The sequence below is a fragment of the Streptomyces corchorusii genome (genome assembly GCF_001514055.1).
GTDB classification, from domain to species: domain Bacteria; phylum Actinomycetota; class Actinomycetes; order Streptomycetales; family Streptomycetaceae; genus Streptomyces; species Streptomyces olivaceoviridis.
In genome coordinates, this window is record NZ_KQ948375.1 from 79,453 (window position 1) to 105,170 (window position 25,718).

Here is a 25,718-nt window from a genome sequence, read left to right on the forward strand (position 1 = left end):
CGAAGAGGCGGTGTCCCGGGCGCCGGCGAAACAGGTGCTTCGGCCGTGCGAGTAGCCTGAGACACGTTGCAGGTCGGCCGTGTCGCTCGGAGGAGACCCATGTCCACGTCCACACCCGTTCCCGCCGACCCCGCGTCGAGCCACCGGGCCATCGAGAATCTGATCGCGCGGTACGCCGAGCTGGTGGACGACGGCGATTTCGCGGGGCTGGGCAGGCTTCTCGCCGACGCCACCTTCACGGGCAGCGGCGAGCCGGTGAGCGGGAGCGACGCGATCGAGAAGATGTTCCGTGACACTCTGATCGTCTACGCCGACGGTACGCCGCGCACCCAGCACGTCACCACCAACGTCGCCATCGAGGTCGACGAACAGGCGGGTGCGGCGGAGGCACGTTCCTACGTCACCGTGTTGCAGGCGCTGCCCGAGCTGCCGCTGCAACCCATCGCGGGCGGTCGGTACCACGACCGCTTCGAGCGCCGTGACGGGCGGTGGCGCTTCGTGGAGCGACGGGTCCGCATCAACCTCGTCGGCGACGTGAGCCGCCATCTGCACCAGGCCGCCGCACAGCGGTAGTCCTCGCCCGGGACGGCGACACGTGTGAGCGATCCGGTCCGCCACGCGGTGCCGGCCTCAGGCGCCCCGCGCCGGTCCCGTGCTCTGGCGGGCGATCAGTTCCGGGAGCGGTACCTGGACCGTGCCCGGCGTGGCCCCGTCCAGCCGCGAGAGCAGCTCTCGCGCGGCGGTGCGGCCGAAGGCCACGCTGTCCCGGGACAGCGCGGACAGCCAGGGCTTGACCATCCGGCACAGCGCGGAGTCCTCCCACGCGACCACCGACACGTCCTCGGGCACCGCGAATCCGAGTTCGGCCGCGGCGGCCACCCCGGCGACCGCCATCACGTCGTTGTCGTAGATCAGCGCGGTGGGCGCGGCGGGTCCGGACAGGACCCGGTGGGTGACGGCGGCCCCTTCGGCGTCGGAGTAGTCGGTGGTCACCGAGCGGACCTCGGTCAGGCCGCGCCGTTCGGCCTCGGCCCGCAGGCTGCGCATCCGCCGCTGGGTGTGCGCGAGGCCGGGCAGCCCGGCGATGTGCACGATCCGCCGGTGGCCCAGGGCGTGCAGTTCCCCCACGACCGCGGCCATCGCGCCGGCGTCGTCCGCCCACACCGCCGACAGACCGGGGTGCAGTTCGGCCGGTGCGCCCCCGATCACCACGGCGGGCAGGCCGAGTTCCTCCAGGAGCGCGGGACGGGGATCGTCGGTGCGGGGGTCGACCATGAGGACGCCGTCGACCCGGTGCTCGGCCCACCAGGTCCGGTATACCGCGCATTCGTCGGCAATGTCCTCTACAACTTGGAAGAGCAGGCCGAGATGGCGTTCGGCCAGCACTTCCTGGATGCCCGAGACCAGTTGGAGGAAGAACGAGTCCACACCGAGGGTGTGCGCGGGCCGGGCCAGCACGAACCCGACCGTGGCCGCGCCCTCACCGGACAACTGGCGGGCGGCGGTGCTCGGCCGCCAGCCGAGCTGTTCGGCCACCCGGCGCACCCGGGCCCGGGTCACCTCGGAGACGCCGGGCCGGTCGTTGAGGGCGAAGGAGACGGCGCTCTCGGAGACCCCGGCCCGCCGCGCGATGTCCTTCATCGTCGGCCGGCGCGCCGGTGAACGCTTGTCCGCCACTTCCGCTCCCCTTCTCTGGCACCGAGCACTAAAGCGCTTGAGCTGGACCAGCCTAAAGCGCATTAGCGATCGGAGCAAGAGCCGTGTCCGGCACTTGTCCGGCTCGCGTCAACCCCTCCTGACCTGCGACTTCTATCGAAGCAGGGAAGTTTTCAGCCGAATCCATTGACATTTTTCCGCCGAAGGATGCAATGTCTGCCCCTGAACCCGTGGCCGGCATCGTCGCCGTCGCCCGCCGTCCGAAGGAGCCTCCAGCCGTGCGCATATCCCGCAGAACCCTCGCCACCGCTGTCGCCGTCGCGGCCCTGCTGCCGCTGTCCGCCTGCGGCTCCGGGAACGACGACAGCTCGTCGGGCAACGCCTCGGGCAAGATCGAGGGCGACATCACGTTCCAGACCTGGAACCTGAGGGCGAACTTCAAGCCGTACTTCGAGGGCGTCATCGCCGACTTCGAGCAGAAGTACCCGGGCACCCACGTGAAGTGGGTCGACCAGCCCGCCGAGGGCTACGCCGACAAGCTCAGCGCGGAGGCGGCCGGCGGCACGCTGCCCGACGTCGTCAACGTCTCCCCCGACCTGGCCGCTCCGCTCGCCAAGGCCGGGCTCGCCCTGGACCTGGACAAGGACAAGGCGGCGGCGAAGTACAAGAGCGAGTACCTGCCGGGCGCGTGGAGCAGCACCGACATCCCGGGCCTGCCGGGCACCTGGGCCTTCCCCTGGTACCTGAACACCGGCCCGCTGTTCTACAACAAGGCCCTGTTCAAGGAGGCCGGTCTCAACCCCGACCAGCCGCCGAAGACGTACGCCGACCTGTTCAAGGACGGCCTGCAGATCTCCAAGAAGACCGACGGCAAGGTCGCCACCCTCGCCAACGTGCCGGCCATCGAGGACTTCGGCCGCTACGGCGTCCAGCTGATGAACAAGGAAGGCACCGGTTTCGCCTTCAATGACGCCAAGGGCGTGGAACTCCTCACCAAGTACAAGGAGTTGTACGACGCCAAGGCCCTCGACCCGCAGGCGCTGACGGCCACGCCCGAGTCGGCCGGACGCAAGTTCCTCACCGGGGCCGTCGCCATGAACCCCGGCAGCGCGCTGGACCTGAAGAACTTCAAGACGCAGGCGCCGACCCTGTACAAGAACATCGGCATCACCGACCAGATCACCAGCACCGGCCACGTCAACATGTACGTGCAGAACCTGATGGTGAACGCGCAGTCCAAGCAGAAGCCCGCGGCCGTGGCCTTCGCGCACTTCGTCACCGACGCGAAGAACCAGATGGCCTTCGCCAAGAAGGTCGCCATCTTCCCGAGCACCGCCGGCTCCCTGAACGACCCGTACTTCACCAAGGAGGACGGCACCGACGAGACCCGTGTCCGGGTGGCCGCCGCCAAGTCGCTGAAGACGGCCGTGAACTACACGCCGGTGCTGTTCAGCGACCAGATGAAGACCGCGCTCCAGCAGGAGGTCGCCAAGGCGCTCCAGGGCAAGCAGAGCCCCAAGCAGGCGCTCGACAACGCTGTCAAGGCCTGCGACCAGCTGCTCAAGCAGGGCTGATCCGCCGTGGCCCTCTCCTCCCCTGCCCGTCGGGGCTCCCGGGTGCGGCGTCAGCTGCCCACCAGTCCGTGGCTCTTCGCCGCACCCGGGTTGCTGGTCACCGCCGCGTTCGTGCTGTACCCGTTCGTGTCGACCGTGGTGAACTCCTTCACCGACCGTCGCACGCTGATCCCGGGCCAGTTCGTCGGTCTCGCCAACTACCGCGAGATGCTCCACGACGACGCGTTCTGGATCGCCCTGCGCAACAGCACGCTGTACATCCTCGGGGTCGTCCCCGCGCTCGTGGTCCTGCCGCTGCTGCTCGCCCTGCTGGTGCAGAAGCACATCCCCGGCATCGCCTTCTTCCGGTCCGCCTTCTACACCCCGGTCGTCGCCTCGATCGTGGTCGTCGGCCTGATCTGGGTGTGGCTGCTGGACGAACGCGGTCTGGTCAACTCGCTGCTGGAGACGCTGGGCGCCAGCCCGGTCGGGTTCCTCAGCGACCAGTGGCTGATCCTGGTCAGCGCCATGGCGGTCACGGTATGGAAGGGCCTCGGCTACTACATGATCGTCTACTTGGCGGCGCTCGCGAACGTACCGCGCGAACTCCACGAGGCCGCCGCCGTGGACGGCGCGGGCGCGGTCCGCCGCTTCCTCAGCGTCACCGTGCCCGCCGTGCGGTCCACGATGGTCCTGGTGGCCGCTCTCGCCTCGGTCTCCGCCTTCAAGGTGTTCTCCGAGGTGTACCTGATGGCCGGCCCGACCGGCGGTCCGGCCGGCGAGGACACCACTCTCGTGATGCTCGTGCAGCGCACCGGCACCGGCCTCAGCGGCCGGGTCGGTTACGCCTCCGCGATCTCCGTGGTGGTCTTCGTGATCACCGTGGTGCTGATGCTGCTGGTACTGCGCGCGGACCGGAAGGACGAGGCCCAGGCATGACCGACACCCTGCGCACCCCGGACGGGCGGACCGCCCGCCCGGGCCACCCGACGACCGACCGCGCGCGGCGGACCGGCCGCCGCTCCCGTTTCACCGACGACACCGGCCAGCGCGTGCGGCCCTGGGAACTCGTCCTGCGCTACCTGCTGCTGCTCGGCGTGCTGGCCCTGACGATCGGCCCGTTCCTGTGGCAGCTGTCGACCTCGCTGAAGGGCCCGACGGAGGACATCTACAGCTCCCCGCCGTCGTTCCTGCCCGAGCACCCCACCCTGCACAACTACAGCCGGGTCGCCGACGTCATCCCCGTCTGGGACTACGCCCTGAACTCCCTCAAGGTCGCCGTCGCCAGCGTGGTCACCAACTGCGTCGGCTCCGCCCTCGCCGGCTACGCCCTGGCCCGGCTGCGCTACCGGGGCCGCGGGGTACTGACCCTGGTCTTCATCCTGGCCCTGCTGGTGCCCGCCGAGAGCATCATCATCGCCCAGTTCACGACCATGCGGTCGCTGGAGCTGAACAACACGCTCATCGGCGTGGTGCTGCCCGGCTGCGTCGGCGCGCTGAACGTGCTGCTGATGCGCAACGCCTTCCTCAACCTGCCGTACGAGATCGAGGAGGCGGCCTTCGTCGACGGCGCCAACGTCTGGCAGCGGTTCCTGCGGATCGCGCTGCCGTCGGTCAAGGGCACCCTCGCCGTCGTCGCGATCTTCGCCTTCATGGGCGCCTGGGACGACTTCCTGTGGCCGCTGATCGTGCTCGGCGACCCGTCCAAGTTCACCCTCACCGTCGGCCTCAACTACCTGCACGGCACCTTCGCCAACGACCAGCGGCTGGTCGCCGCCGGCACGATCATCGCCGTGGCCCCGCTCATCGTCCTCTTCGCCTGCCTCCAGCGGTTCTTCTTCCGCGGGGTCGGCGAGGGCGCCGTCAAGGGCTGACCACCGCATTCGAACCCCCCGCAAGGACACCCATGCCTCCTGCCGTGCGCTTCGGCGTCAACTACACCCCCAGCGAAGGGTGGTTCCACCACTGGCTCGACTTCGACCTCGACTCCGTACGCGCCGACCTGGACTCGATCGCCGCGCTCGGCCTGGACCACGTCCGGGTCTTCCCGCTGTGGCCGTACTTCCAGCCGAACCGGGCTCTCATCCGGCCGCGCGCGGTGGAACAGCTCGTGGCCCTCGCCGACGCCGCCGCAGAACGCGGCCTGGACGTGAACGTGGACGGCCTGCAAGGCCACCTGTCCAGCTTCGACTTCCTCCCCGCCTGGACGCGCACCTGGCACCGGCGCAACCTCTTCACCGACCCCGAGGTCGTCGACGGCCAGGCCGCCTACCTGCGCACCCTCGCCGCCGCCCTCGCCGACCGGCCCAACTTCATCGGCATGACCGTCGGCAACGAGGTCAACCAGTTCAGCGCCGGCCCCCACCCCGACCCCGACCGGGCCACCCCCGAGCAGATCGACACCTGGCTGGAGCGCATGCTCGCCGCCTGCGAGGAGGGCGCCCCCGGCCGGCTGCACCTGCACGCCGAGTACGACGCCACCTGGTACCAGCACGACATGCCGTTCACCCCGGCCCAGGCCGCCCGGTACGGCGGCGTCACCGCCGTGCACTCCTGGGTGTTCAACGGCACCGCCCAGCGCCACGGCCGTACCTCCGTACCCAGCGAGCACCACGCCGCCTACCTGGTCGAGCTGAGCAAGGCGTGGGCGGACGACCCGCACCGGCCGGTGTGGCTCCAGGAGGTCGGCGCCCCCGCCCCGCTGGTGCCCGCCGAGCACGCCGCCGCCTTCGCCGAGGCGACCGTCGCCAACGCCCTGGACTGCCCCGGCCTGTGGGGCATCACCTGGTGGTGCTCCCACGACGTCTCCCGCGGCCTCGCCGACTTCCCCGAACTCGAATACTCCCTCGGCCTGCTGACCAACGACCGGCGGCCGAAGGACATCGCACGGGTGCTCGCCGACGCGGCCCGCCGGACCCACCCCGCCCCGGCACCGCGCACGACCGCCCTCGTCGTACCCGCCGACCCCGAGGGCCGTACGGCGCTCGCTCCGGGCGGGGCCCTGTACGACGCCTTCTTCCGGCTGACCGCCGACGGGGCCCGGCCCACCACCGTCCTCGACGTCCGCGCCGACGACGCGGACCATCTGCGGGCCCGTGGCATCACCGAGGTGGTCACCGCCGGGCAGGTGCTCCCGGCAGCGGGGGCGGGCGCGGCTCGGGCGACCGGTGCCGAGTGACATCCCCGCGCCCGTCACCCACCCTGGTAACCACCCTCCTTACGTACGACCTACGGAGCATCCCGCATGCATGACGACCGCACTCTGGTGGAAGCCCGCCTCAAGCGGGTCCTCGACGAACGCATCCGCCCCGCCGTGTACCCCGAGTCCGTACCCCTCCAGGTCGCGGTGTGGCACGCGCCCGGCGAGCCGGTGCCGGTCGCGGAGGGGCTGGCCGCCGAGCCCGAGCCGATCGAGGTGGGCGCCCGCTGGGGTGCTCCCTGGGGCACCAGCTGGTTCCGGGTGACGGGGACCGTGCCCACGGCGTGGGCGGGCAGGACCGTCGAGGCCCTGCTGGACCTCGGCTTCGACGAGAACATGCCCGGTTTCCAGTGCGAGGGCCTGGTCTACCGGCCCGACGGCACGCCGGTGAAGGGCCTGAACCCGCGCAACCAGTGGGTGCGGATCGGCGCGCCCGTGGCGGGCGGCGAGGAGGTGCGGCTGCACATCGAGGCCGCCTCCAACCCGGTCATCCTGGACTACCACCCCTTCCTGCCGACCCAGCTGGGCGACAAGGAGACCGCCGGCAGCGAGCCGCAGTACACCCTGACCCGCATGGACCTCGCCGTCTTCGACGAGACCGTGTGGCAGCTGGTGCTGGACCTGGAGGTGCTCGGGGAGCTGATGGCCGAGCTGCCGGTGGAGTCCGCGCGCCGCTGGGACATCCTGCGCGCCGTGGACCGGGCGCTGGACGCGGTGGACCTCCAGGACGTGAACGGCACGGCGGAGCGGGCCCGGCAGCAGCTCGCCGGCGTCCTGTCGGCCCCCGCCGTGCCGTCCGCGCACCGCATCAGCGCCGTCGGGCACGCGCACATCGACTCCGCCTGGCTGTGGCCGCTGCGGGAGACGGTGCGCAAGGTGGCCCGTACGACGTCCAACATGACCGCGCTGATCGAGGACGAGCCGGAGTTCGTCTTCGCCATGTCCCAGGCGCAGCAGTGGGCGTGGGTGAAGGAGCACCGGCCCGAGGTGTGGGCGCGGGTGAAGAAGGCCGTGGCGGAGGGCCGGTTCGTGCCGGCCGGCGGGATGTGGGTGGAGTCGGACACCAACATGCCCGGTTCGGAGGCGATGGCCCGGCAGTTCGTGCACGGCAAGCGGTTCTTCCTCGACGAGTTCGGCATCGAGAACGAGGAGGCCTGGCTGCCCGACACCTTCGGCTTCGCCGCGGGCCTGCCGCAGATCATCAAGGCGGCCGGCTCCAAGTGGCTGCTGACCCAGAAGATCTCCTGGTCGCAGACGAACAAGTTCCCCCACCACACCTTCCAGTGGGAGGGCATCGACGGCACCCGGATCTTCACGCACTTCCCGCCCGTCGACACCTACAACTGCTCCATGAAGGGCAGCGAGATCGCCCACGCGGCGAAGAACTTCAAGGACAAGGGCCGGGCCCGGCACTCGCTCGCGCCCACGGGCTGGGGTGACGGGGGCGGCGGCACCACCCGCGAGATGGTCGCCAAGGCGGCCCGGCTGCGCGACCTCGAAGGCTCGGCGACCGTCGAGTGGGAGACCCCGCGCGCGTTCTTCGAGAAGGCCGAGGCCGAGTACCCCGAGCCGCCGGTCTGGGTGGGCGAGCTGTACCTCGAACTGCACCGGGCGACGCTGACCAGCCAGGCCAAGACCAAGCAGGGCAACCGGCGCAGCGAACACCTGCTGCGCGAGGCCGAGCTGTGGGCGGCCACCGCGGCCGTGCGCACCGGCTTCCCCTACCCGTACGAGGAGCTGGACCGGATCTGGAAGACGGTGCTGCTGCACCAGTTCCACGACATCCTGCCCGGCTCGTCCATCGCCTGGGTCCACCGCGAGGCACGGGCCACGTACGAACGGATCGCGGGTGAGCTGACCGCGATCATCGAGGCCGCCCAGCGTGCCCTGGCCGGCGAGGGCGGCACCGAGCTGGTCTTCAACGCGGCCCCGCACCCCCGTGACGGTGTCCCGGCGGGCGGCGCCGCCACCCCGGCCGTGACCGGCGGCACCACGCTCGCGGCGCGCGCGGGCGGCGGGTTCACGCTGGACAACGGCAGCCTGCGGATCGAGGTCGACGCCCGGGGCCTGGTGGTGTCGGCGTACGACATCGCGGCCGGCCGGGAGACGGTCGCGCCGGGGCAGGCCGCCAACCTGCTCCAGCTGCACCCCGACTTCCCGAACATGTGGGACGCCTGGGACGTCGACGAGTTCTACCGCAACACCGTCACCGACCTCACCGACGCCGAGTCGGTGCTGCCGGGCGACGACGGGGCGTCGGTGCGGGTCGTCCGCGCCTTCGGCGACTCCCGGGTCACCCAGGTGCTGTCCCTGCGGGCGGGCGAGCGGCGGCTGGTCATCGACACCGAGGTCGACTGGCACGAGACGGAGAAGTTCCTCAAGCTGGCCTTCCCGCTCGACCTGCACGCCGAGCGGTACGCCTCCGAGACGCAGTTCGGGCACTTCCACCGGCCCACCCACACCAACACCTCCTGGGAGGCGGCCAAGTTCGAGGCCTGCAACCACCGCTTCGTCCACCTGGAGGAGCCCGGCTGGGGCGTCGCCGTCGTCAACGACTCGACGTACGGCCATGACGTGACCCGGACCGTGCGCTCCGACGGCGACCGCGGTACGACCACGACGGTCCGGGTGTCGTTGCTGCGCGCCCCGCGCTTCCCCGACCCCGAGACCGACCAGGGCGTCCACCGCTTCCGGCACGCCCTGGTGCCCGGCGCCGGGATCGGGGACGCGGTGCGCGAGGGCTGGCGGGTCAACCTGCCGGAACGGCGCCTGACCGGCGCCCACGAGGTCGCTCCGCTGGTCACCGTGGACGACGACGCGGTCGTGGTCACGGCGGTGAAGCTCGCCGACGACGGCAGCGGGGACGTGGTGGTCCGCTTCCACGAGGCCCACGGCGGCCGGGCCCGGGCCACGCTCACGGCCGGCTTCGAGGTCGCGGAGGTGACGGTGACGGACCTGCTGGAGCGCCCGCTGGCCACGGCGACCGCCCCGGAGCGGGACGGCGACCGGATCACCGTACGGCTGCGGCCGTTCGAGCTGGTGACGCTGCGGCTGCGGCGCGCCTGAGCGACGCGGCGCCGGCCGCGGCCCGTCACCGGGTCGCGGCCGGCGCCGCGTTCGGTGCCCGTCGCGGACTGCCGCTCGCGGGTGACCCGCTCAGCCGGGCGGGCGGAACCGTAACTGATCCGACGAGCGGCGAAATCCGTTACCCATGGGGGGAGATGGAGCGCGAACGACATTTCCGGCCGCCGCGGCGGGCGGCGCGGGCCACCGGGCAGTCGGCTTAACTAACGTGTCGGCGACGCGAAGGATCACGAGCGTTAGTAAGGTACCCCCATGAGTTCTCCAGCCTCCTCCGGCGACCGCGACAAGGTCGTCTCCAAGCTGCCGGGTCAGCTTCGGCAGGACCTGAAAATCAGAGCCGCCCAGCACGGCATCGAGATCCAGGCCGCCGTCGAGCAGGGCATCAGGGACTGGTGCGCCCTCGCCTCGGCCACCGAACCCGTCGACACCGCGGGCGCCGACTCCTTCTCCACCTTCCTCCCGCCCGGCCAGTGGGAGACGTTCCGCAAGGTGGCGGCGGACCGCAGCGTCTCCCTCATCCAGGGACTCGCCCAGTCCGTCAGGCTGTGGCTCGACTCCAACCCCGCGCCCGACGTCGAGCGGCCGAGCGTCACCCGCCGCGTCATCGTCTGCAACCAGAAGGGCGGGGTGGGCAAGACCGCCATCACGGCCGGCGTCGGCGAGGCGCTCGCCGAGTCCCCCAACGCCCTGCACGCCGTGCGCGTGTCGAAGGCGCTCGCCAAGGCCCTGCGGGCCGCCGACGCCGCGGAGGGCGAGGACGAGCCCCTGGAGATCGAGAACCTGCCCGGCCTCGGCATGCGGGTCCTGCTGGTGGACTTCGACCCCCAGTGTCACCTCACCAACCAGCTCGGCGCCGCTCCCCTGCCGATGAACGGCGACAGCCTCACCAACCACATGGCGGGCGACCCCAAGGGCGACCTGCGCGACCTCGTCGTGCCCATCGACGAGGAGACCTTCGGCAACCGTCTGCACCTGCTGCCCGCGTGCAACGACGCCTTCCTCCTCGACGTGCGGCTGTCCGCCGTACGGGCCCGTGAGGCCGCCCTGGAGCGGGCGCTCGCCCCGCTGGAGCCGGACTACGACGTCATCATCGTCGACTGCCCGCCCAGCCTGGGCCTCAGCATGGACGCCGCCGCCTACTACGGCAGGCGGCGCGACGGCGAGAAGCCCGGTCAGTCCGGTGCGCTCATCGTCGTGCAGGCCGAGGACAGTTCGGCCGACGCCTACGAACTGCTCACCACGCAGATCGACGACCTGCGCGACGACCTCCAGATCGACATCGACTACCTCGGTATCGTCGTCAACCTCTACGACTCGCGCCGCGGTTACATCGCCACCTCCTCGCTCCAGGGCTGGGTCGACATAAAGGATCCGAGGGTGGTGGGACTGATCGGCGACCTGAAGGAACAGAAGGAAGCGGTCCGCATGAAGCAGCCCCTGCTGTCCTACGCCCCCAAGTCGCAGCAGGCCATCGGGATGCGCGCACTGGCCCGGGAGATCTCATGAGCAAGGCCGACCAGCTGGGCGCCGGACGTTTCGGCGGCGCCCGGCCCGTCAGCGCACGCCGGCAGGCCGTGGCCGCCGCGACCGGAGTGCCGACCGAGGGCGTGGCTCCGCCCAGTGAACTGCCCGTCCACCAGATCAGCCCCAACCCCGACAACCCCCGCTCGCAGCTGGGCGATCTGACCGACCTCGCGGGCAGTCTGAAGACCCACGGTCAGAAGCAGGCCATCACGGTCATGAACCGCGATGCCTATCTCGCGGCCAACCCGGACCGCGCGGGCGACCTGGAGCCGAACACCACCCATGTCGTCATCGACGGCAGCAGCCGCCTGGCCGCCGCCCGCGAAGCCGGCCTCGCCACCGTCAAGGTCATGGTGAGCGACGAACAGGGCAGCACCTCGGAGGAGTTGCTCGAATCCGCGCTGGTCGCGAACATCCACCGGCAGGACCTGGAGGAACTCGACGAGGCCCGGGCGCTCCAGCGGCTGCTCGTCATCCACGGCAGCCAGACGGCCCTGGCCAAACGGCTGCACCGCTCCCAGGGCTGGGTGTCGCAGCGGCTGGCGCTGCTCACCCTCACCCCCGAACTTCAGGCGCGGATCGGCCAGGAACCCATCGACCTGCTGCGCGCCGTCGGCAACAAGCCGGCCGACCAGCAGATGGCGGCGCTCGAAGCGCTCAAGGCCGAACGCGCCCGCAAGGAGGCGGAGAAGGCGGCGCTCAAGGCCGCCCGCCAAGCGGAAACGGCGACGGCCGACCCCGGTGCGGCCGGGAGCGGCCACCCGGCCGTGTCCGGTGCCGGACAGGTCGCCGGTGCCGCGGCACCGGCGGCGCACGACGAACCGCCGGCGGCGCACGAGGAACCGCCGACCGTGCACGAGGAACCGCCGACGGTACCGGTCCAGGCACCACCGCCCCGGGCGGCCGGCGCCGGCAGCGTCCAGGCGCCGCCGACGCCGGCCGGCACCGCCGACGCGGGCCGGGAAGCCGCCCGGTCCGAGGCGTCACCCGCCGTGTCCTCCCCGGTGCCGTCGAAGCCGGCCCCGCCGGTCGCCCCTCCGCGCACGGCCGCCGCCCCCTCCGACGGCGCCCCGCCCCCGGCCGCCAACGGGCACCCCACCCGGACACTGCCGTACGACGAGCCCGGCCCCCTCGCGATGCTGCTGGACCGGAAGATCGAGAGTGACGACACGTTCTTCGACCTCGTCGACTTCCTGGGCGTCTGGGCCCTCAAGCGCGACCCCGCCCGGCTGGGCGAACTCGCGCAGCGCCTCGTCGACCAGGCCGCCGCTCAGGTCGACTGAACCGGTGTCGCCGCCCGTGTGTGAGCCGGGTGGGGCCTCCGACCAGACCCCACCCGGCCGCCGGCCGGGGGACCGGCCGACGTGGGTGCGGGCCCGGTGTCCGCGGACACCGGGCCCGCACCGCGGGGAAGGTGGCGCTCAGCCCCCGGGGGGATGGGGCCGCCGCGCCACACGTGGTCCAAGGCGGTCGGATGCCGATCGCCGGGATCCGGCACGATCCGGATCCCGTCCGAACCGAACACCTCCACTCTCTCGCCGCACGGCCTCCGCCGCCATGGGGCACACCCCACGATCGCAACCCGGACGGCATGAGGAAGTCCCTACACGGCCGGGCCAGTTGCCCACTCCGTGGCGAAGTGGCAGGCGGAGGCGTGGGCGGCGGGACCGGTCGTGTGCCGGAACTCCGCCGGGACCGCCAGCAGCGGGTCCTCCATGGCGCAGCGTTCGCGTGCCTTCCAGCAGCGGGTGCGGAACCGGCAGCCGGAGGGGACGTCCGTCGGGGAGGGCACGTCTCCGCTGAGGATGATCCGCTCCCGGCGGCCTGTGGCCTCCGGGTCCGGGACGGGCACGGCGGACAGCAGCGCCTGGGTGTAGGGGTGGGTGGGGTGGTCGTAGATCTCGCTGTCGCGGCCGGTCTCCACGATCCGTCCGAGGTACATCACCGCGACCCGGTCGGAGATGTGCCGCACGATCGACAGGTCGTGCGCGATGAAGAGGTACGACAGGTCGAACTCGCTCTGGAGCCGGCCGAGCAGGTTGACGACCTGCGCCTGGACGGAGACGTCGAGCGCCGAGACCGGCTCGTCGGCCACGATGATCTCGGGGCGCAGTGCGAGACCGCGGGCGATGCCGATGCGCTGGCGCTGGCCGCCGGAGAACTGGTGGGGGTAGCGGTTGACGTACTCGGGGTTGAGACCGACGACGTCCAGCAGTTCCTGCACCCTGCGGCGGCGGTCGCCCTTCGGGGCCGCCTCGGGGTGGATGTCGTACGGCTCGCCGATGATGTCCCCCACCGTCATGCGGGGGTTGAGGGAGGTGTACGGGTCCTGGAACACCATCTGGATGTTGCGGCGTACGGCCTTCAGGGCGCGGCCCGAGAGCCTGGTGATGTCCTCGCCCTTGTACCGGATGGCGCCGGCCGTCGGCCGCTCCAGGCTGACCAGCATCTTGGCGACCGTGGACTTGCCGCAGCCCGACTCCCCCACGATGCCGAGGGTCTCCCCGCGGTCGAGGGTGAAGTCGACGCCGTCGACGGCCCTGACGGCACCGACCTGCTTCTTGAACAGGATGCCCTGGGTGAGCGGGTAGTGCTTGACGAGCCCGCTGACTTCGAGGATCGGCTCAGGCATCGAGGCACTCCCTCCAGAAGTGGCAGGCGCTGCCCCGCTCGTCGGACACCTCGTACAGCGGGGGTTCGTCGGTGCGGCAGACGTCCCTGGCCATCGGGCACCGCGGGTGGAAGGCGCAGCCCGGCGGGATGTCCATGAGGTTGGGCGGCAGCCCCTTGATGGCGTACAGCTCCCGGCCCTTGGCGTCCAGGCGCGGGATCGACTCCAGCAGGCCCCTGGTGTAGGGGTGGGCGGGCGTCTTGTAGATGTCGCGCACCGGTGCCTGCTCCACGATCCGGCCCGCGTACATCACCGCGATCCGGTCCGCCACGTCCGCGACCACCCCCAGGTCGTGCGTGATGAGGATCAGTCCCATCCGGTACTCGCGCTGGAGCTCCGCGAGCAGGTCCATGACCTGGGCCTGTACCGTCACGTCCAGCGCGGTGGTGGGCTCGTCGGCGATGATCAGCGCCGGTTCCAGGGCCAGCGCCATGGCGATCATGATGCGCTGGCGCATCCCGCCGGAGAACTGGTGCGGGTACTGCCCGACCCGTTCCCTCGCCGCCGGGATGCGCACCCGGTCCATCAGCTCCACGGCCTTGGCCCGCGCGTCCTTCTTCGACATCCCCCGGTGCACCACGAACATCTCGCCGAGCTGGTCGCCCACCGTCAGCACCGGGTTGAGCGACGACAGCGCGTCCTGGAAGATCATCGCCAGCCGCGCGCCGCGCACCCGGCGCCGCTCGCTCTCCTTCAGCTTCAGCAGGTCCTTGCCCTGGAAGAGGATCTGGCCGCCGGTGATCCGGCCCGGCGGTGTGTCGAGGATCCCCATCACGGCCTGCGCGGTCACCGACTTGCCCGAGCCCGACTCGCCGAGCACCGCCAGGGTCTCGCCCGCGTCGACGCCGTAGGAGACGCCGTTGACCGCCTTGGCGACCCCGTCCCGGGTCCGGAACTCCACGTGCAGGTCACGCACTTCGAGCAGCATGACGACGACTCACCTCAGTTTCGGGTCGAGGGCGTCGCGCACCGCGTCGCCGAGCATGATGAAGGCCAGCACCGTGATCGCGAGCGCGCCCGCCGGCCACAGGAGCATGTGCGGGGCGTCGCGGATGTACGGCGAGGCCGCGGAGATGTCGATGCCCCAGCTCACCGTCGGCGGCTTGAGTCCCACCCCGAGGTAGGACAGGGTCGCCTCCAGCGAGATGTAGGTGCCCAGCGCGATGGTCGACACGACGATCACCGGGGCCACCGCGTTCGGCGCGATGTGCCGCAGCAGCAGGCGGGAGCTGGACGCGCCCAGGGCGCGGGCGGCCTGCACGTAGTCGTTCTGCTTGGCGGTGATGGCCGAGCCGCGCGCGATCCGGGACACCTGGGGCCAGCCGAGCAGCACCATGAAGCCGATCACCGGCCAGACGGTGTCGCTGGTGACCACCGACAGCAGTACCAGACCGCCGAGGACCACCGGGATCGCGAAGAAGACGTCGGTGACACGGGACAGGACCGCGTCCCAGACGCCCCCGACGAAGCCCGCGAGGCCGCCGAGCACGGAGCCCAGCACCGCGACCCCGAGGGTGGCCAGGACGCCCACGGTGACCGAGGTGCGGGCGCCGTACACGGTGCGCGTGTAGACGTCGCAGCCCTGGCCGTCGTACCCGAACGGGTGGCCCGGCTGGGAGCCCTGCTGGGCCTTGGCCAGGTCGCACGCGAGGGGGTTGCCCGACGCGATCAGCGACGGGCGAAGGGAGATGACCACGAGGAAGAGGATCACCAGGCCGGAGGCGAGGAACACCGGGTTGCGGCGCAGGTCGCGCCAGGCGTCCGACCAGAGGCCGCGCGGCTTCCCCCGCGGGTCGTCGGCGGTGGGCTCCAGGGAGCGGGCCTCGCTCGCCGCGAGGTCCATCGCACCGCCCGTGCCGGTCCCGGCGACGGCGCCCTCGGGTTCGTACGGCGGTTGCTCAGGCATAGCGGATCCTCGGGTCGAGTACGGCGTACAGGAGGTCGACGAGCAGGTTGGCCGCCAGGAAGACGAGGACGAGGACGGTGACGAAGCCGACGACCGTCTGGGTGTTCTGGCGCAGGATGCCCTGGTAGAGCTGGTAGCCGACACCATGGATGTTGAAGATCCGCTCGGTGACGATCGCCCCGCCCATCAGCGCGCCGATGTCCGTGCCGATGAACGTGACCACGGGGATGAGCGAGTTGCGCAGCAGGTGCCGGGTGATGACCCGGTGCCGGGGCAGCCCCTTCGCGACCGCGGTGCGCACGTAGTCGGCGCGCAGGTTCTCGGCGAGGGAGGTCCGGGTCAGCCGGGTGACGTAGGCCAGGGAGACCGAGGCGAGGACCAGGCCCGGCACGATCAGCTCGCCGAAGGCCGCGTCCGGGGAGACGGACGGGGAGATCCAGCGCCACTCGACGCCGAGCAGCAGCTGGAGCAGCAGGCCGGTGACGAACGTCGGCACGGAGATGACGACCAGGGTGAGCAGCAGCACGGCCGTGTCGAGGAGGCGGCCCCGGCGCAGACCGGTGAGCACGCCGAGGCCGAGGCCGAGGACGATCTCGAAGAGGACCGCCACGATCGTCAGCCGGACGGTGACCGGGAAGGCACTGCCCATCAGGTCGATGACCCTCTCACCGTTGAAGGCGGTGCCGAAGTCACCGGTGAAGACATGGCCCATGTAGGTCGCGTACTGCTGGAGCACCGGTTGGTCGAGGCCGAACTCGTGCTTGAGCCGGGCCGCGGTGGCCGGATCGCAGGCCTTGTCGCCGCACAGGCCCGCGACCGGGTCGCCCAGCACGTTCACCATCAGGAAGATCAGCAGCGTGGCCCCGATGAACACCGGGATCATCTGGAGCAGCCGCCGGACCACATACCGCCCCACGTGGCTCAGCCGACCTTGATCTCGTTGTACACGGGGACGCTGAACGGGTCCAGCATGACGTGCGAGAGCCGGTCGGACCAGCCGGCGCTGCCGTTCTGGTACCACAGCGGGACGGCCGCCATGGTGTCCCGCACGACGCCCTCCGCTTGCTGGAAGAGCTGGACGGCCCGGTGCGGGTCGGTCTGCGCGTTGGCCTCGTCGACGAGTTCGTCGAACTTCCTGTCCGACCACTTGCCGTCGTTGGAGGAGGCGTTCGTGTAGTACAGCGGCTGGAGGAAGTCCTGGATCAGCGGGTAGTCCATCTGCCAGCCCGCGCGGAACGGTCCGGTCATCTTGTCCTGGCCGATCAGGTTGCGGAAGTCGGCGAAGGTGCCGACCGGGTTGCCGACGCACGCCTTGTCGTCGCCGAGGGCGTTGTTGACGGAGTTGCACACGGCGTCCACCCACTCCTTGTGCGAGCCGGTGTCCGCGTTGTAGGTGATCTTGAGCTGGCCGCCGGGGATGCCGCCGCCCTCCTCGATGAGCTTCTTGGCCTCGGCCGGGTCGTAGTCGCAGGCGGCGCCGCAGAGCCCCTTGTCGTAGCCACCGCTCGCGCCGAGGACCGGGGAGGTCCAGTCGGTGGCGGGGGTGCGGGTGTTCTGGAAGATCGTCTTGGTGATCTGGGCGCGGTTGATCGCCATCGACAGGCCCTTGCGGACCTTCGCGGCGCCGGGGGTGTTCCAGCCCTTGTCGTAGAACGGGAAGGCGAGGGTCTGGATGATGCCGGCGGGGGTGCTCAGGTAGCGGTTGCCCAGATCCCGGTGGACGTTGCCCAGTTGCTGGGCCGGGACGTCGTCGACGAGGTCGAGGTTGCCGGCCAGCAGGTCGGTGTAGGCCGTGTTGTTGTCGGTGTACACCTTCAGGTCCACACCGGCGTTCCGGGCCTTGTCCGCGCCGGGGTAGGCGTCCCACGTGCGCAGCCGCATCTCGGAGCCCTTGGCGTACGAGGTGATGGTGTACGGGCCGTCGCCGACCGGCTTGGCCAGCCAGGCGGCGTGGTCGGTGAAGAAGGCCTTCGGCAGGGGCGCGAACGCCACGTAGCCGAGAGTGTCGGGGAACGTGGAGAACTTCTGGCTGAGCTTGACGGTGAAGGTGTGGTCGTCGACGACCTTGAGGCCGGAGAGCGTGTCGGCGGTCTGCTTCCCGCTGTCGGGGTGGACCTTGTCGTAGCCGTCGATGTAGCCGAAGAAGTAGGCGTTCTTCTGGTTGTTCTTCAGGCTCGCGCCGTAGTTCCAGGCGTCGACGAAGGACGCGGCCGTGACGGGCTCGCCGTTGCTGAACGTCCAGCCCTTCTTGACCTTGATGGTGAAGGTCTGCGAGTCCTTGGTGGTGATGCTCTCGGCCAGCGCGTTCTCGGCCTTGCCGGTTCTCGGGTCGTACTGCTTCAGCCCCCGGAAGATCATGCCGAGCACCTTGCCGCCCTGCACCTCGTTGGTGTTGGCCGGCTCCAGCGGGTTCTGCGGATCGCCCCAGACCGCGCTGAGGACGGCGTCGCCGCTGCCGCTGCCGCCGCCGTCCGAGCCGCCACCGCCGCCGCACGCGGTGAGGGTGAGGGCCGCCGCCGCGGCGAGGGCGGGCCAGGTGGCATGGGTGACTGCGCGCATGGGTCTCTCCTCGGGGACGGACCGTGACCGCGGACGGGTAGTTGACCGGAAAGGTAGACATCGACCGGTGGGCCCGGCATCACACGTTTGCGCGATATGCGCCCCTGGCCGCCTGTGTGGCGGGCCGACGCCGCGGAGCCGCACCTGCTCGCACACCTCGCGGGCGCACGCCCCGCGCCTGCCATGTGGACATGTCTTCCGCTCCCGTGCGGATACATTGCACACTCCAGGTGTCTCGATTCATCCACGGGCAGGCGGAACATGGGCGCACGACAGGAGAAGACGGGCCGGCGACTGGGGCTGACGAGCCTCACGGTCGCGGCGAGCGGCCTGCTCGCCTTGTTGATCGGTGTGGCGTTCGCCGTCCTGCTGTTCGCGATCTCCGACGCGAACAGCTCCGTCTCGGCCCGGCGCGCGTCCCGGACGGCCCTCGTCGAAGCCGGTGGCATGGAGCAGTTGCTCCTCGACCTGGAGACCGGGCAGCGCGGTTATGTGATCACCGAGCGGGAGGAGTTCCTCCAGCCGTGGCAGGCGGCGCGCAAGGCGTTGCCCGCGGAGGAGCGGCGGTTCACGGACAGCGCCACCTCCCCGGGACAGCGGCGCGCCGCCGAGCGGATCACGCGCGGCGTCAAGTCCTTCCTGAACGACTACTCGGTCCCGCTGGTCGAGATGGTCCGGCGGGGTGATCCCGCCGCGTCCGGCCTGAAGGAGACGGCCGAGGGCAAACAGCGCGTCGACGTCCTGCGGGCACAGTTCGACAGCTACACGACGGACGAACGCGCCCAGCTCGCGGAACGCACGGACGCGGCGGGCGCCAACAGCCGCCAGGCGGTGCTCGCCGCCGCCCTGGGACTCGCGGCGTCGACCGCGCTCGTGGCCGTCTTCACGGTGCTCCAGCACCGTGCGGTGGTACGGCCGGTGCGCGGGGCGGCAGCCGCGGCGGAGGAACTCGCGGGCGGTGACCTGAGCGTGCGGATGGCGCCCAGCAAAGTGGCGGAGATCGGGGCACTGGGCACCTCCTTCAACACCATGGCGGCATCCCTCCAGGACAGCCGCAGACGCATCATGGAGAGCACCGAGGCCGTGCACCGGCGTACGGCCCGGGACCTGCACGACGGGGCACAGCAGCGTCTGGTGAGCCTGATGATCGGGCTCCGGCTGGCACGGGAGCTGATACCGCGGACGGAGACGGCCGCGATCGATCTGCTGGACCAGTCCATCGACAACGCGCAGACGGCGATCAACGAGCTGAGGGAGCTCGCCTCGGGCATCTACCCGCTCGTGCTGACGGTGAAGGGCCTGGTGCCGGCGGTGAAGGACCTGGCGTCCCGGTGCCCGGTGCCGACCGTCGTCGAGAGCCGGGACGAGCGGCGGATCTCCTCCACCGTCGAGTCGAACGCGTACTTCGTCGTGGCCGAAGCGGTGACGAACGCGGTCAAGCACGCCCAGGCGTCCCGGATCGACGTCACCCTCGACTTCGGGGACGTGCTGCGGATCAAGGTCGCCGACGACGGCGTCGGCGGCGTCGGCAAGGCCACCGCCGGCAACGGGATGAGCGGGCTCGCGGACCGCGTGGCGGCCTTCGACGGGAAGCTGGCCATCGACTCCCCGCCCGGCGGGGGCACCACCATCCTGATCCAGATACCGATCCCGGCCTGAGCCGGGAGGCGGGGGCTGCGCTGCGCGCGCTCACATGTGTGTCCCTGGGCGCGGTCGCGCGGTCAGAGCGGGACGACCGCCGTGACCGTGGTGCCGGCGCCGGGCGTGTGGCGCACCCGCAGGGTGCCGTCCAGGCTCGCGGCCCGCTCCGTCAGGGCGGCCAGCGCCGCCAGGTCCGCCGCTCCGGCCGGCGGCGCCCCGTCGTCCACGACGGTGACCACGAGGCTCGCCCCGAGGTCGGCGGTCACCCGGACGCGGGCGGCGTCGCCGTTCTCCACGGCTCGCTCGACGGCCTCCGCGACGAGGAGGTACAGGTGCGACTCGACCAGCCGGGGCAGCCGTCCGGGCAGGGAGCCCGAGACCGTCATCGGCACCGGGCAGCGTCCGGCAAGGGCGGCGAGCGCCGCGGGAAGCCCTCCGGCGCGCAGGGCTCCGGGGCTCAGGGCGTCGGTGACCTCCCGCACGCCGGCCAGGGCCGCCTCCGTGTCGCGGACCACGTCGTGGAGCAGATCGATCACCAGAGCGGGTGCCGGGCCCAGCTCCTGCCGCGCCAGGCCCAGGCCGAGCAGGGCTCGCACCAGGCGCTCCTGGACCGTGTGCTGGAGGGTCCGGGCGTAGCGGTGCTGTCGTTCCACCTGCCGGTGCGCGAGGAGCGGGAACGGCCCGTCGTCCGGCATCCCGCGCCCGGCGCGGGCCGGCCCGGCGAGGGGCACGAAGGCGTACAGGACCGCGTCGCCGCCCGGCCGGCACAGCGGCACGCGGGTCCACTCGACCGGGAGCAGGGAGCCGTCGACCCGGGTGAGCGTGCCCCGACCGCTTGCGGGCCCGGTCCGCCCGGCGGTCTCCGGCTGCCCGGAGGCGGTGGCCGGGCCGCCGTCGGTGCCCGGCGGACCGGACGGACGGCGATCAGTGCCCGGCACGTCAGCCGGACAGCCGTCCATGCCCAACAGGTCGGACGGACGGCCGTCAATGCTCAGAAGATTGGACGGACGACCGTCCGTGCCCGGCACCTCAGCCGGACGGCGATCAATGCCCGGCACCTCAGCCGGACAGCCGTCCATGCCCAACAGGTCGGACGGACGGCCGTCAATGCTCAGCAGATCGGACGGACGACCGTCCGTGCCCGGCACCTCAGCCGGACCACGATCAATGCCCGGCACCTCAGCCGGACAGCCGTCCGTGCCCAACAGGTCGGACGGACGGCCGTGTCCCAGCGCCTCGGCGGCGGCGGGGTTCGCGTAGCGCACCGAGTGATCGGCGTCCACGGCCCAGACCGGCTGCCGTATGACGTCAAAGACGCTTCCCAGCTCATCGGCGATCGACGTCATCGCGCTCGTTCCTTCCCCCCGGGGCTCGGCACCCTGCCCTAGCGGCGTCGGAGAGCGACGCCGGCGGACAGCGGCCGCCGCACGTCCCCACGCGAGGCGGAGCCACGCACCTGAGCGCGCCGGCGCCGCTGGTCTCGACTCTCACAGACACGCCTGGTCGACGCATCCGTCATTTGACTGGGAGCCGCCTCGTGCGAGGTGCGCGGTGCACGGTGCCGATGCGTCGCGGTGCCGGAGGGGACGGTCCGCCAAGGAGCGCGGCCGGTCAGCCGGTTGCCGCGGGGCGGGGGGTCACTCCCGCCCCTGGGCGGCGGGCGTGATTCCCGCGAAGCGGTAGGCGTCCGCCTCCTCCAGCGTCTCGTGCTCCAGCAGCGCGATGGCCAGACCGTCCAGACGGTGGCGGTTCTCCTCCAGAGTGCGGCACGCCTCGGCGTAGCACTCCTCGACGATCCGGCGCACCTCGCCGTCGACCAGGTCGAGGGTGCGCGGGGCGGCGGACAGCCCGTAGGGCTGCTGACCGTCGTCGGGCAGCACCGACAGGTGTCCCACCCGGTCGCTCATCCCCCACCGCGTCACCATCCCGCGCGCGATGCCGGTGACGTGTTCCAGGTCGTTCTCGGCGCCGGTGGTGATCACCCCGAACACGACCCGCTCGGCCGCCATGCCGCCGAGGGCGCCGATGATCCGGCCGCGCAGGTACTCCTCCGTGTACGCGTACTTGTCGGCGTCCGGTGTCGACAGGGTCACCCCCAGGGCCCGGCCGCGCGGCACGATGGTGATCTTCCGGACCGGGTCGGCGCCCGGCTGGAGCATGCCGAGCAGGGCGTGGCCGCTCTCGTGGTAGGCGGTGCGCCGGCGCTCCTCCTCGGGCATCACCAGCGGGCGCTGCGCGCCGAGTTGCACCTTCTCCAGGGCGTCGGACAGATCGTGTCCGGTCACCCGGTCCCGGTCGCGCTTGACCGCGAGCAGCGCGGCCTCGTTGGCGAGGTTGGCCAGTTCGGCGCCGGTCATGCCCGGGGTCGTACGGGCGATCCGGGCCAGGTCGACGTCGCCGGCGAGCGGCATGGACCGGGTGTGGATGCGCAGGATGGCCTCGCGGCCCTTGCGGTCCGGCGGGGAGACGGTGACCACCCGGTCGAACCGTCCGGGCCGGGTCAGCGCCGGGTCCAGGATCTCGGCCCGGTTGGTCGCGGCGACCACGACGACGCCGTCGGAGGCGGAGAAGCCGTCCATCTCCGTGAGGATCTGGTTGAGCGTCTGCTCGCGTTCGTCGTGTCCGCCCACCGCCGAACCGGTGCGCGCCCGGCCGATGGTGTCGATCTCGTCGATGAAGACGATCGACGGGGCCACCTTGCGGGCCTCGGCGAACAGCTCGCGCACCCGGGAGGCGCCCACGCCGACGATCATCTCGATGAACTCGGAGGCCGAGGCGGAGAAGAAGGGCACCCCGGCCTCGCCGGCCACCGCCCGCGCCAGCAGCGTCTTCCCGGTGCCGGGGGGACCGGCGAGCAGTACGCCGCGGGGCATCTTCGCGCCCATGCGGCGGTATGCCTCGGGCCGCTTGAGGAAGTCGACGACGTCGTTGAGTTCGTCCTCGACCTCGTCGATGCCGGCCACGTCGGCGAACGTCGTGCGCCCCTGCTCCGGCTCCACCGGCTTCGGCGGCTTGCGGCCCAGGATCCCGCTCATGCCGCCGCCGAGACCGCCTCCCGCCTTGCGGGCGACGAACACCCATACGGCGATGAGCAGCGCGGTCGGCAGCAGCGACACCAGCAACGACTGGCCGAGGCCCGGTCCCTGCGCCACCGGCGACGCGGAGACCGAGACCTTCTGCCGCGTGATCTCCCGCCACAGCCCGTCGTCGTCGGCGAAGGCGGGCTCGTACGTCTTGAACCGGACGTAGGTGGCGCCGTGGTCACCACCGGGCACCTCGCGGGCCTTCTTCAGCGTTCCCTGGATCTGCGAGCCCTGGGAGTAGACGGTCTTGACGTTGCCCGAGTCCAGTTGCGCGGTGAAGTCGGTGTAGTCGATGGAGGTGGTGCCGTCGCCGTGCATGGTGTTGTAGAGCAGGCCGGTCCCCAGGTAGATGACGAGGATGACCACGATCTGCACCAGGCAGCCGTTGCGCGAGCGCCGGCCGTTCGGCGCGGGCGGCCCGCCCGGCACTCCCTCGGAACGCCACGGGGACCGCGGGTCGTGTCGGGGCGGTACGGGTGCGGCCATCGGACTTCTCTCCTTGCGGGCGACGCGGTGCTCGTCTGCGGACGGGGGCGGTGCGGGGTGGCGGTAGGTCGGGGGAGGCAGTAGGCCAGGGGCCGTAGGTCAGGGGAGGCGGCAGGTCACGGGAGGCGGTTGGCGCGCCGGACCAGGGCGGTGGACAACAGGCCGAGGACCAGGGCGAGCACACCGAGGACCACGCCGTCGACGGCGGCGGCGCGTCCCGGATGCCGGACCACCGCCCAGGGCGAGAACACCATCCACAGACCCGTCACCCCCAGGGCGGCGCTCAGCCCGGTCATGCGCTCGGGGGCCACCGTGAAGCCGACGGTCAGGAGGCAGACGGCGCAGCCCACGACCAGGTCGTGCACGGCGAGGTCGTGGTGGGCGGCGGCGAAACCCAGCACCCACGGCGACACGGCGTAGAACAGACCGACCAGGAACACCGGGCCGTTCAGCAGCGCCACGTCGTGGCCGCCCAGGACCCGGACGCGGCGCTCCCGCGTCCCGAAGGCATCCGGACGGCGCGCCACGTCGTCCCTTCCACGGGTAAAACCAGACACCTGGGGTCTCCTCACTCGCCGCTCCAGTCGACACCTCACGGCGCCGGCGCCGCGTACGACATGGTGGTACCGACCCCTCGGGCACACATCACACATGTGAGTGATCGGCCCGTGGCACGTGTCGCGTCGTACCGGGGGCGGCGACGCGCCCGCGTCAGGCCGCGCCCGCGGTGCCCGTGTCGAACTGCCTGCGGTCCGCGTCCGACATACCGCCCCAGATTCCGTAGGATTCCCCGTGCTTGAGGGCCGTGGCCGCGCAGATGTCGGCGACCTCGCACCGGCCGCAGATGCGCCGGGCCCGCTCCTCCCGGTCGCGGCGCGCCCGCCCCCGCTCCCCCGGCGGGGAGAAGAAGGTGGAGCTGCTCATGCCGCGGCAGGCCGCGCGCTGCTGCCACTGCCAGTCGCTGAGGAGGGGCCGCGGGTTGCTTGGCATCGTCTTCGTCTTCCTTCCGAGAAGGGGTGTGCAACGGTTCTTCGGGACACACGTCCCGGTGTCTGCTCGCTCGTGCGGTGCCGGCGGTGGACGCCTCACTCCGCCAGCTGGACCAGCTCGTCCCAGTTCACCCCGTCCAGCTCGGCCCCGCGCGGCACCATGGTGTAGGTCCCGGCGAGCCATGTCATGACCGGTCCGGCGGGGATCTCGAAGAGCGCCGTACGGGCGCCTCCCACCCGCACGCAGAAGGAGGACGGTTCGCCGTCGAGGTCGCACACCGGCCAGAGCACCACATCGCCCTCGCCCACCCGGGCGGACATGCCGTCGGCCAGCAGGTCCCGGGAGAAGACCCAGCGCACCGGCCGCTCGCCGTCGGAGTCGAGGACCAGGGTGACCGCCAGCGGGTCATGGGTGTCGTAGGAGATCTCGGAGTTCAGCGTGAGGGTGAGGTCCGAGGTCACCCAGTGTGTGACCTCCAGTGAGAGCTGGCACTTCTTCATGGTCGCCTCCTCGGGGCTCGGCCGGTCGACCGGCCTGGAAACGTGGGTTGTCGTGTTCTGCGGTCCTGCCGCGCGGCTGCCTGGGAGCGCGCCGCCCCGGCCGGGCCCGGCTCAGTCGATCGCGCGCAGGGTGCGGGGGTGCCGCCGTACCGCGGCGAACGCCTCGACCGCGCCGGTGGCCATCAGTACGGAGCCGCCGACGTCGGCCAGCTGCCCCAGGGACGAGAAGGGGAAGGCGGTGATGAACAGGCCCGCCGAGACGATCACCGCGTTCAGTACGTCGTCGTAGACGAAGACATGACTCACCGAGGACGAGGTGGCGGAGACGGCCATGGTGAGTCCCCGCAGCAGCCAGCCGCAGCCGGTCCACAGTCCGAGCAGGAACAGGGTGTCGGCCCGGCCGTGGAAGAGGACCGCGCCGAGCAGCAGCGCGGCGACGCCTCCGGCGGCCAGCATCCAGCGCACCGCCGCCGACGCCTTCGACTCGTGGACCGCCAGCAGTTGCAGGACCCCCTGCACGGCCAGGTGCACCCCGAAGAACGCGCCGGCCTGCGTCACCGTACGGACCTGCGTGACGATCAGCGCGCCCCCGACGGTCGCCGAGACCAGAGAACCGGCCAGCATCGCCCTCCGGGTGAGGACACCGCCCGGGCCGGCGACCATGCGTACGCCGGTACTGCCCAGGGGGTGACGGACCTCGGCCCGAATGGTTTCCAGCTGTGCCATGCCCAGTTCCCGTTCGTCAGCCGCAGGCGTCCGGTGCACTGCGGGCCTTGTTGTCGTTGTCGCCGTTCAGACGTGCCGGTTCCGGTGGGCCGGTCGGCGCGCGAGGTGTCCAGTGGTGGCGGCTGTCCGTCGCGTCGCGT

Annotated in this window: 21 protein-coding genes and 1 pseudogene; 9 read left to right on the forward strand and 13 right to left on the reverse strand. The window is 71.5% G+C overall.

The features are described 5' to 3' along the window. The first annotated feature begins 99 nt into the window (after positions 1-99). Positions 100-573 carry a nuclear transport factor 2 family protein gene (locus AQJ11_RS40870; RefSeq protein WP_059266799.1) on the forward strand — a complete coding sequence of 158 codons (474 nt, stop codon included), beginning with the start codon at positions 100-102 and terminating at the stop codon, positions 571-573. 57 nt (positions 574-630) lie between these two features. Here AQJ11_RS40870 and AQJ11_RS40875 read toward each other — a convergent pair whose 3' ends face one another. Beyond that, positions 631-1,641: a LacI family DNA-binding transcriptional regulator gene (locus AQJ11_RS40875; protein ID WP_051009799.1), complete on the reverse strand. Its 1,011-nt coding sequence runs from the start codon at positions 1,639-1,641 to the stop codon at positions 631-633. 293 nt (positions 1,642-1,934) lie between these two features. Between AQJ11_RS40875 and AQJ11_RS40880 the strand changes: the two genes are divergently transcribed. The 7 genes from AQJ11_RS40880 (at position 1,935) to AQJ11_RS40910 (ending at position 12,299) form a co-directional block, all read left to right on the forward strand. Beyond that, positions 1,935-3,230, forward strand: coding sequence for an ABC transporter substrate-binding protein (locus AQJ11_RS40880; RefSeq protein WP_014669158.1), 1,296 nt, complete (start codon positions 1,935-1,937; stop codon positions 3,228-3,230). A 42-nt stretch (positions 3,231-3,272) separates the two neighbouring features. Then, entirely contained in the window at positions 3,273-4,148 is an 876-nt protein-coding gene (locus AQJ11_RS40885) for a carbohydrate ABC transporter permease (RefSeq protein WP_107120955.1), read from the forward strand. Continuing rightward, positions 4,145-5,083 carry a carbohydrate ABC transporter permease gene (locus AQJ11_RS40890; RefSeq protein WP_059266800.1) on the forward strand — a complete coding sequence of 313 codons (939 nt, stop codon included), beginning with the start codon at positions 4,145-4,147 and terminating at the stop codon, positions 5,081-5,083. The genes AQJ11_RS40885 and AQJ11_RS40890 overlap by 4 nt, the downstream gene beginning before the upstream one ends. A 32-nt stretch (positions 5,084-5,115) precedes the next feature. After that, positions 5,116-6,387, forward strand: a complete 1,272-nt coding sequence (locus AQJ11_RS40895; protein ID WP_107120956.1) for a glycoside hydrolase 5 family protein — start codon at positions 5,116-5,118, stop codon at positions 6,385-6,387. Between the two features lie 66 nt (positions 6,388-6,453). Beyond that, a complete protein-coding gene (locus AQJ11_RS40900) occupies positions 6,454-9,474 on the forward strand; it encodes an alpha-mannosidase (protein WP_059266802.1) in 3,021 nt (1,006 codons plus the stop codon). Positions 9,475-9,744: 270 nt separating this feature from the next. Next, positions 9,745-10,998: a ParA family protein gene (locus AQJ11_RS40905; RefSeq protein WP_058084652.1), complete on the forward strand. Its 1,254-nt coding sequence runs from the start codon at positions 9,745-9,747 to the stop codon at positions 10,996-10,998. Next, entirely contained in the window at positions 10,995-12,299 is a 1,305-nt protein-coding gene (locus tag AQJ11_RS40910; protein WP_059266803.1) for a ParB/RepB/Spo0J family partition protein, read from the forward strand. Before AQJ11_RS40905 ends, AQJ11_RS40910 begins: the two co-directional genes overlap by 4 nt. Before the next feature lie 320 nt (positions 12,300-12,619). Here AQJ11_RS40910 and AQJ11_RS40915 read toward each other — a convergent pair whose 3' ends face one another. The 5 genes from AQJ11_RS40915 to AQJ11_RS40935 are packed head-to-tail and all read right to left on the reverse strand — an operon-like array spanning position 12,620 to position 18,152. Then, on the reverse strand, positions 12,620-13,648 hold the full coding sequence (locus AQJ11_RS40915) for an ABC transporter ATP-binding protein (RefSeq protein WP_059266804.1): 1,029 nt from the start codon (positions 13,646-13,648) through the stop codon (positions 12,620-12,622). Then, positions 13,641-14,615: an ABC transporter ATP-binding protein gene (locus AQJ11_RS40920; RefSeq protein ID WP_059266805.1), complete on the reverse strand. Its 975-nt coding sequence runs from the start codon at positions 14,613-14,615 to the stop codon at positions 13,641-13,643. The genes AQJ11_RS40915 and AQJ11_RS40920 overlap by 8 nt, the downstream gene beginning before the upstream one ends. A gap of 9 nt (positions 14,616-14,624) precedes the next feature. Then, positions 14,625-15,593, reverse strand: coding sequence for an ABC transporter permease (locus AQJ11_RS40925; protein ID WP_014669149.1), 969 nt, complete (start codon positions 15,591-15,593; stop codon positions 14,625-14,627). Further along, positions 15,586-16,509, reverse strand: coding sequence for an ABC transporter permease (locus tag AQJ11_RS40930; protein ID WP_041664784.1), 924 nt, complete (start codon positions 16,507-16,509; stop codon positions 15,586-15,588). The genes AQJ11_RS40925 and AQJ11_RS40930 overlap by 8 nt, the downstream gene beginning before the upstream one ends. Positions 16,510-16,514: 5 nt before the next feature. After that, positions 16,515-18,152 carry a peptide ABC transporter substrate-binding protein gene (locus AQJ11_RS40935; RefSeq protein WP_059266806.1) on the reverse strand — a complete coding sequence of 546 codons (1,638 nt, stop codon included), beginning with the start codon at positions 18,150-18,152 and terminating at the stop codon, positions 16,515-16,517. Positions 18,153-18,413: 261 nt separating this feature from the next. Here AQJ11_RS40935 and AQJ11_RS40940 point away from each other — a divergent pair, with 261 nt between their 5' ends. Beyond that, positions 18,414-19,811 carry a CHASE3 domain-containing protein gene (locus tag AQJ11_RS40940; protein ID WP_059266807.1) on the forward strand — a complete coding sequence of 466 codons (1,398 nt, stop codon included), beginning with the start codon at positions 18,414-18,416 and terminating at the stop codon, positions 19,809-19,811. A gap of 62 nt (positions 19,812-19,873) precedes the next feature. On the opposite strand, the gene AQJ11_RS47565 is transcribed toward AQJ11_RS40940, so the two are convergent. From AQJ11_RS47565 to AQJ11_RS40970, 7 genes and pseudogenes are all read right to left on the reverse strand, one after another. Further along, entirely contained in the window at positions 19,874-20,731 is an 858-nt protein-coding gene (locus tag AQJ11_RS47565; protein WP_244218624.1) for a sensor histidine kinase, read from the reverse strand. Between the two features lie 318 nt (positions 20,732-21,049). After that, a pseudogene (locus AQJ11_RS51880) lies at positions 21,050-21,139 on the reverse strand (hypothetical protein); the annotation flags it as partial. Between the two features lie 291 nt (positions 21,140-21,430). Next, positions 21,431-23,362, reverse strand: a complete 1,932-nt coding sequence (gene ftsH, locus AQJ11_RS40950) for an ATP-dependent zinc metalloprotease FtsH (RefSeq protein WP_059266808.1) — start codon at positions 23,360-23,362, stop codon at positions 21,431-21,433. A gap of 116 nt (positions 23,363-23,478) precedes the next feature. Beyond that, positions 23,479-23,919 (reverse strand): SPW repeat protein, encoded by a 441-nt coding sequence (locus AQJ11_RS40955; protein ID WP_341846318.1) that lies wholly within the window; start codon positions 23,917-23,919, stop codon positions 23,479-23,481. A gap of 154 nt (positions 23,920-24,073) precedes the next feature. Further along, the gene (locus AQJ11_RS40960) at positions 24,074-24,352 is read right to left on the reverse strand and encodes a WhiB family transcriptional regulator (protein ID WP_014669141.1); all 279 of its coding nucleotides are present in this window, start codon (positions 24,350-24,352) and stop codon (positions 24,074-24,076) included. Positions 24,353-24,447: 95 nt separating this feature from the next. After that, the gene (locus AQJ11_RS40965) at positions 24,448-24,852 is read right to left on the reverse strand and encodes an SsgA family sporulation/cell division regulator (RefSeq protein ID WP_059266810.1); all 405 of its coding nucleotides are present in this window, start codon (positions 24,850-24,852) and stop codon (positions 24,448-24,450) included. A gap of 111 nt (positions 24,853-24,963) precedes the next feature. Continuing rightward, positions 24,964-25,578, reverse strand: a complete 615-nt coding sequence (locus AQJ11_RS40970) for a hypothetical protein (RefSeq protein ID WP_015493118.1) — start codon at positions 25,576-25,578, stop codon at positions 24,964-24,966. Positions 25,579-25,718: the final 140 nt, after the last annotated feature.

Excerpts from the sequence above, each read along its gene's own strand:
- AQJ11_RS40875 (WP_051009799.1), bottom strand. The coding sequence starts at position 1,641 with ATGAAGGACATCGCGCGGCGGGCCGGGGTCTCCGAGAGCGCCGTCTCC.
- AQJ11_RS40870 (WP_059266799.1), top strand. The coding sequence starts at position 100 with ATGTCCACGTCCACACCCGTTCCCGCCGACCCCGCGTCGAGCCACCGG.
- AQJ11_RS40895 (WP_107120956.1), top strand. The coding sequence starts at position 5,116 with ATGCCTCCTGCCGTGCGCTTCGGCGTCAACTACACCCCCAGCGAAGGG.
- AQJ11_RS40970 (WP_015493118.1), bottom strand. The coding sequence starts at position 25,578 with ATGGCACAGCTGGAAACCATTCGGGCCGAGGTCCGTCACCCCCTGGGC.
- AQJ11_RS40965 (WP_059266810.1), bottom strand. The coding sequence starts at position 24,852 with ATGAAGAAGTGCCAGCTCTCACTGGAGGTCACACACTGGGTGACCTCG.
- AQJ11_RS40905 (WP_058084652.1), top strand. The coding sequence starts at position 9,745 with ATGAGTTCTCCAGCCTCCTCCGGCGACCGCGACAAGGTCGTCTCCAAG.
- AQJ11_RS40915 (WP_059266804.1), bottom strand. The coding sequence starts at position 13,648 with ATGCCTGAGCCGATCCTCGAAGTCAGCGGGCTCGTCAAGCACTACCCG.
- ftsH (WP_059266808.1), bottom strand. The coding sequence starts at position 23,362 with ATGGCCGCACCCGTACCGCCCCGACACGACCCGCGGTCCCCGTGGCGT.
- AQJ11_RS40890 (WP_059266800.1), top strand. The coding sequence starts at position 4,145 with ATGACCGACACCCTGCGCACCCCGGACGGGCGGACCGCCCGCCCGGGC.
- AQJ11_RS40935 (WP_059266806.1), bottom strand. The coding sequence starts at position 18,152 with ATGCGCGCAGTCACCCATGCCACCTGGCCCGCCCTCGCCGCGGCGGCG.
- AQJ11_RS40960 (WP_014669141.1), bottom strand. The coding sequence starts at position 24,352 with ATGCCAAGCAACCCGCGGCCCCTCCTCAGCGACTGGCAGTGGCAGCAG.
- AQJ11_RS40910 (WP_059266803.1), top strand. The coding sequence starts at position 10,995 with ATGAGCAAGGCCGACCAGCTGGGCGCCGGACGTTTCGGCGGCGCCCGG.
- AQJ11_RS40940 (WP_059266807.1), top strand. The coding sequence starts at position 18,414 with ATGGGCGCACGACAGGAGAAGACGGGCCGGCGACTGGGGCTGACGAGC.
- AQJ11_RS40925 (WP_014669149.1), bottom strand. The coding sequence starts at position 15,593 with ATGCCTGAGCAACCGCCGTACGAACCCGAGGGCGCCGTCGCCGGGACC.
- AQJ11_RS40920 (WP_059266805.1), bottom strand. The coding sequence starts at position 14,615 with ATGCTGCTCGAAGTGCGTGACCTGCACGTGGAGTTCCGGACCCGGGAC.
- AQJ11_RS40900 (WP_059266802.1), top strand. The coding sequence starts at position 6,454 with ATGCATGACGACCGCACTCTGGTGGAAGCCCGCCTCAAGCGGGTCCTC.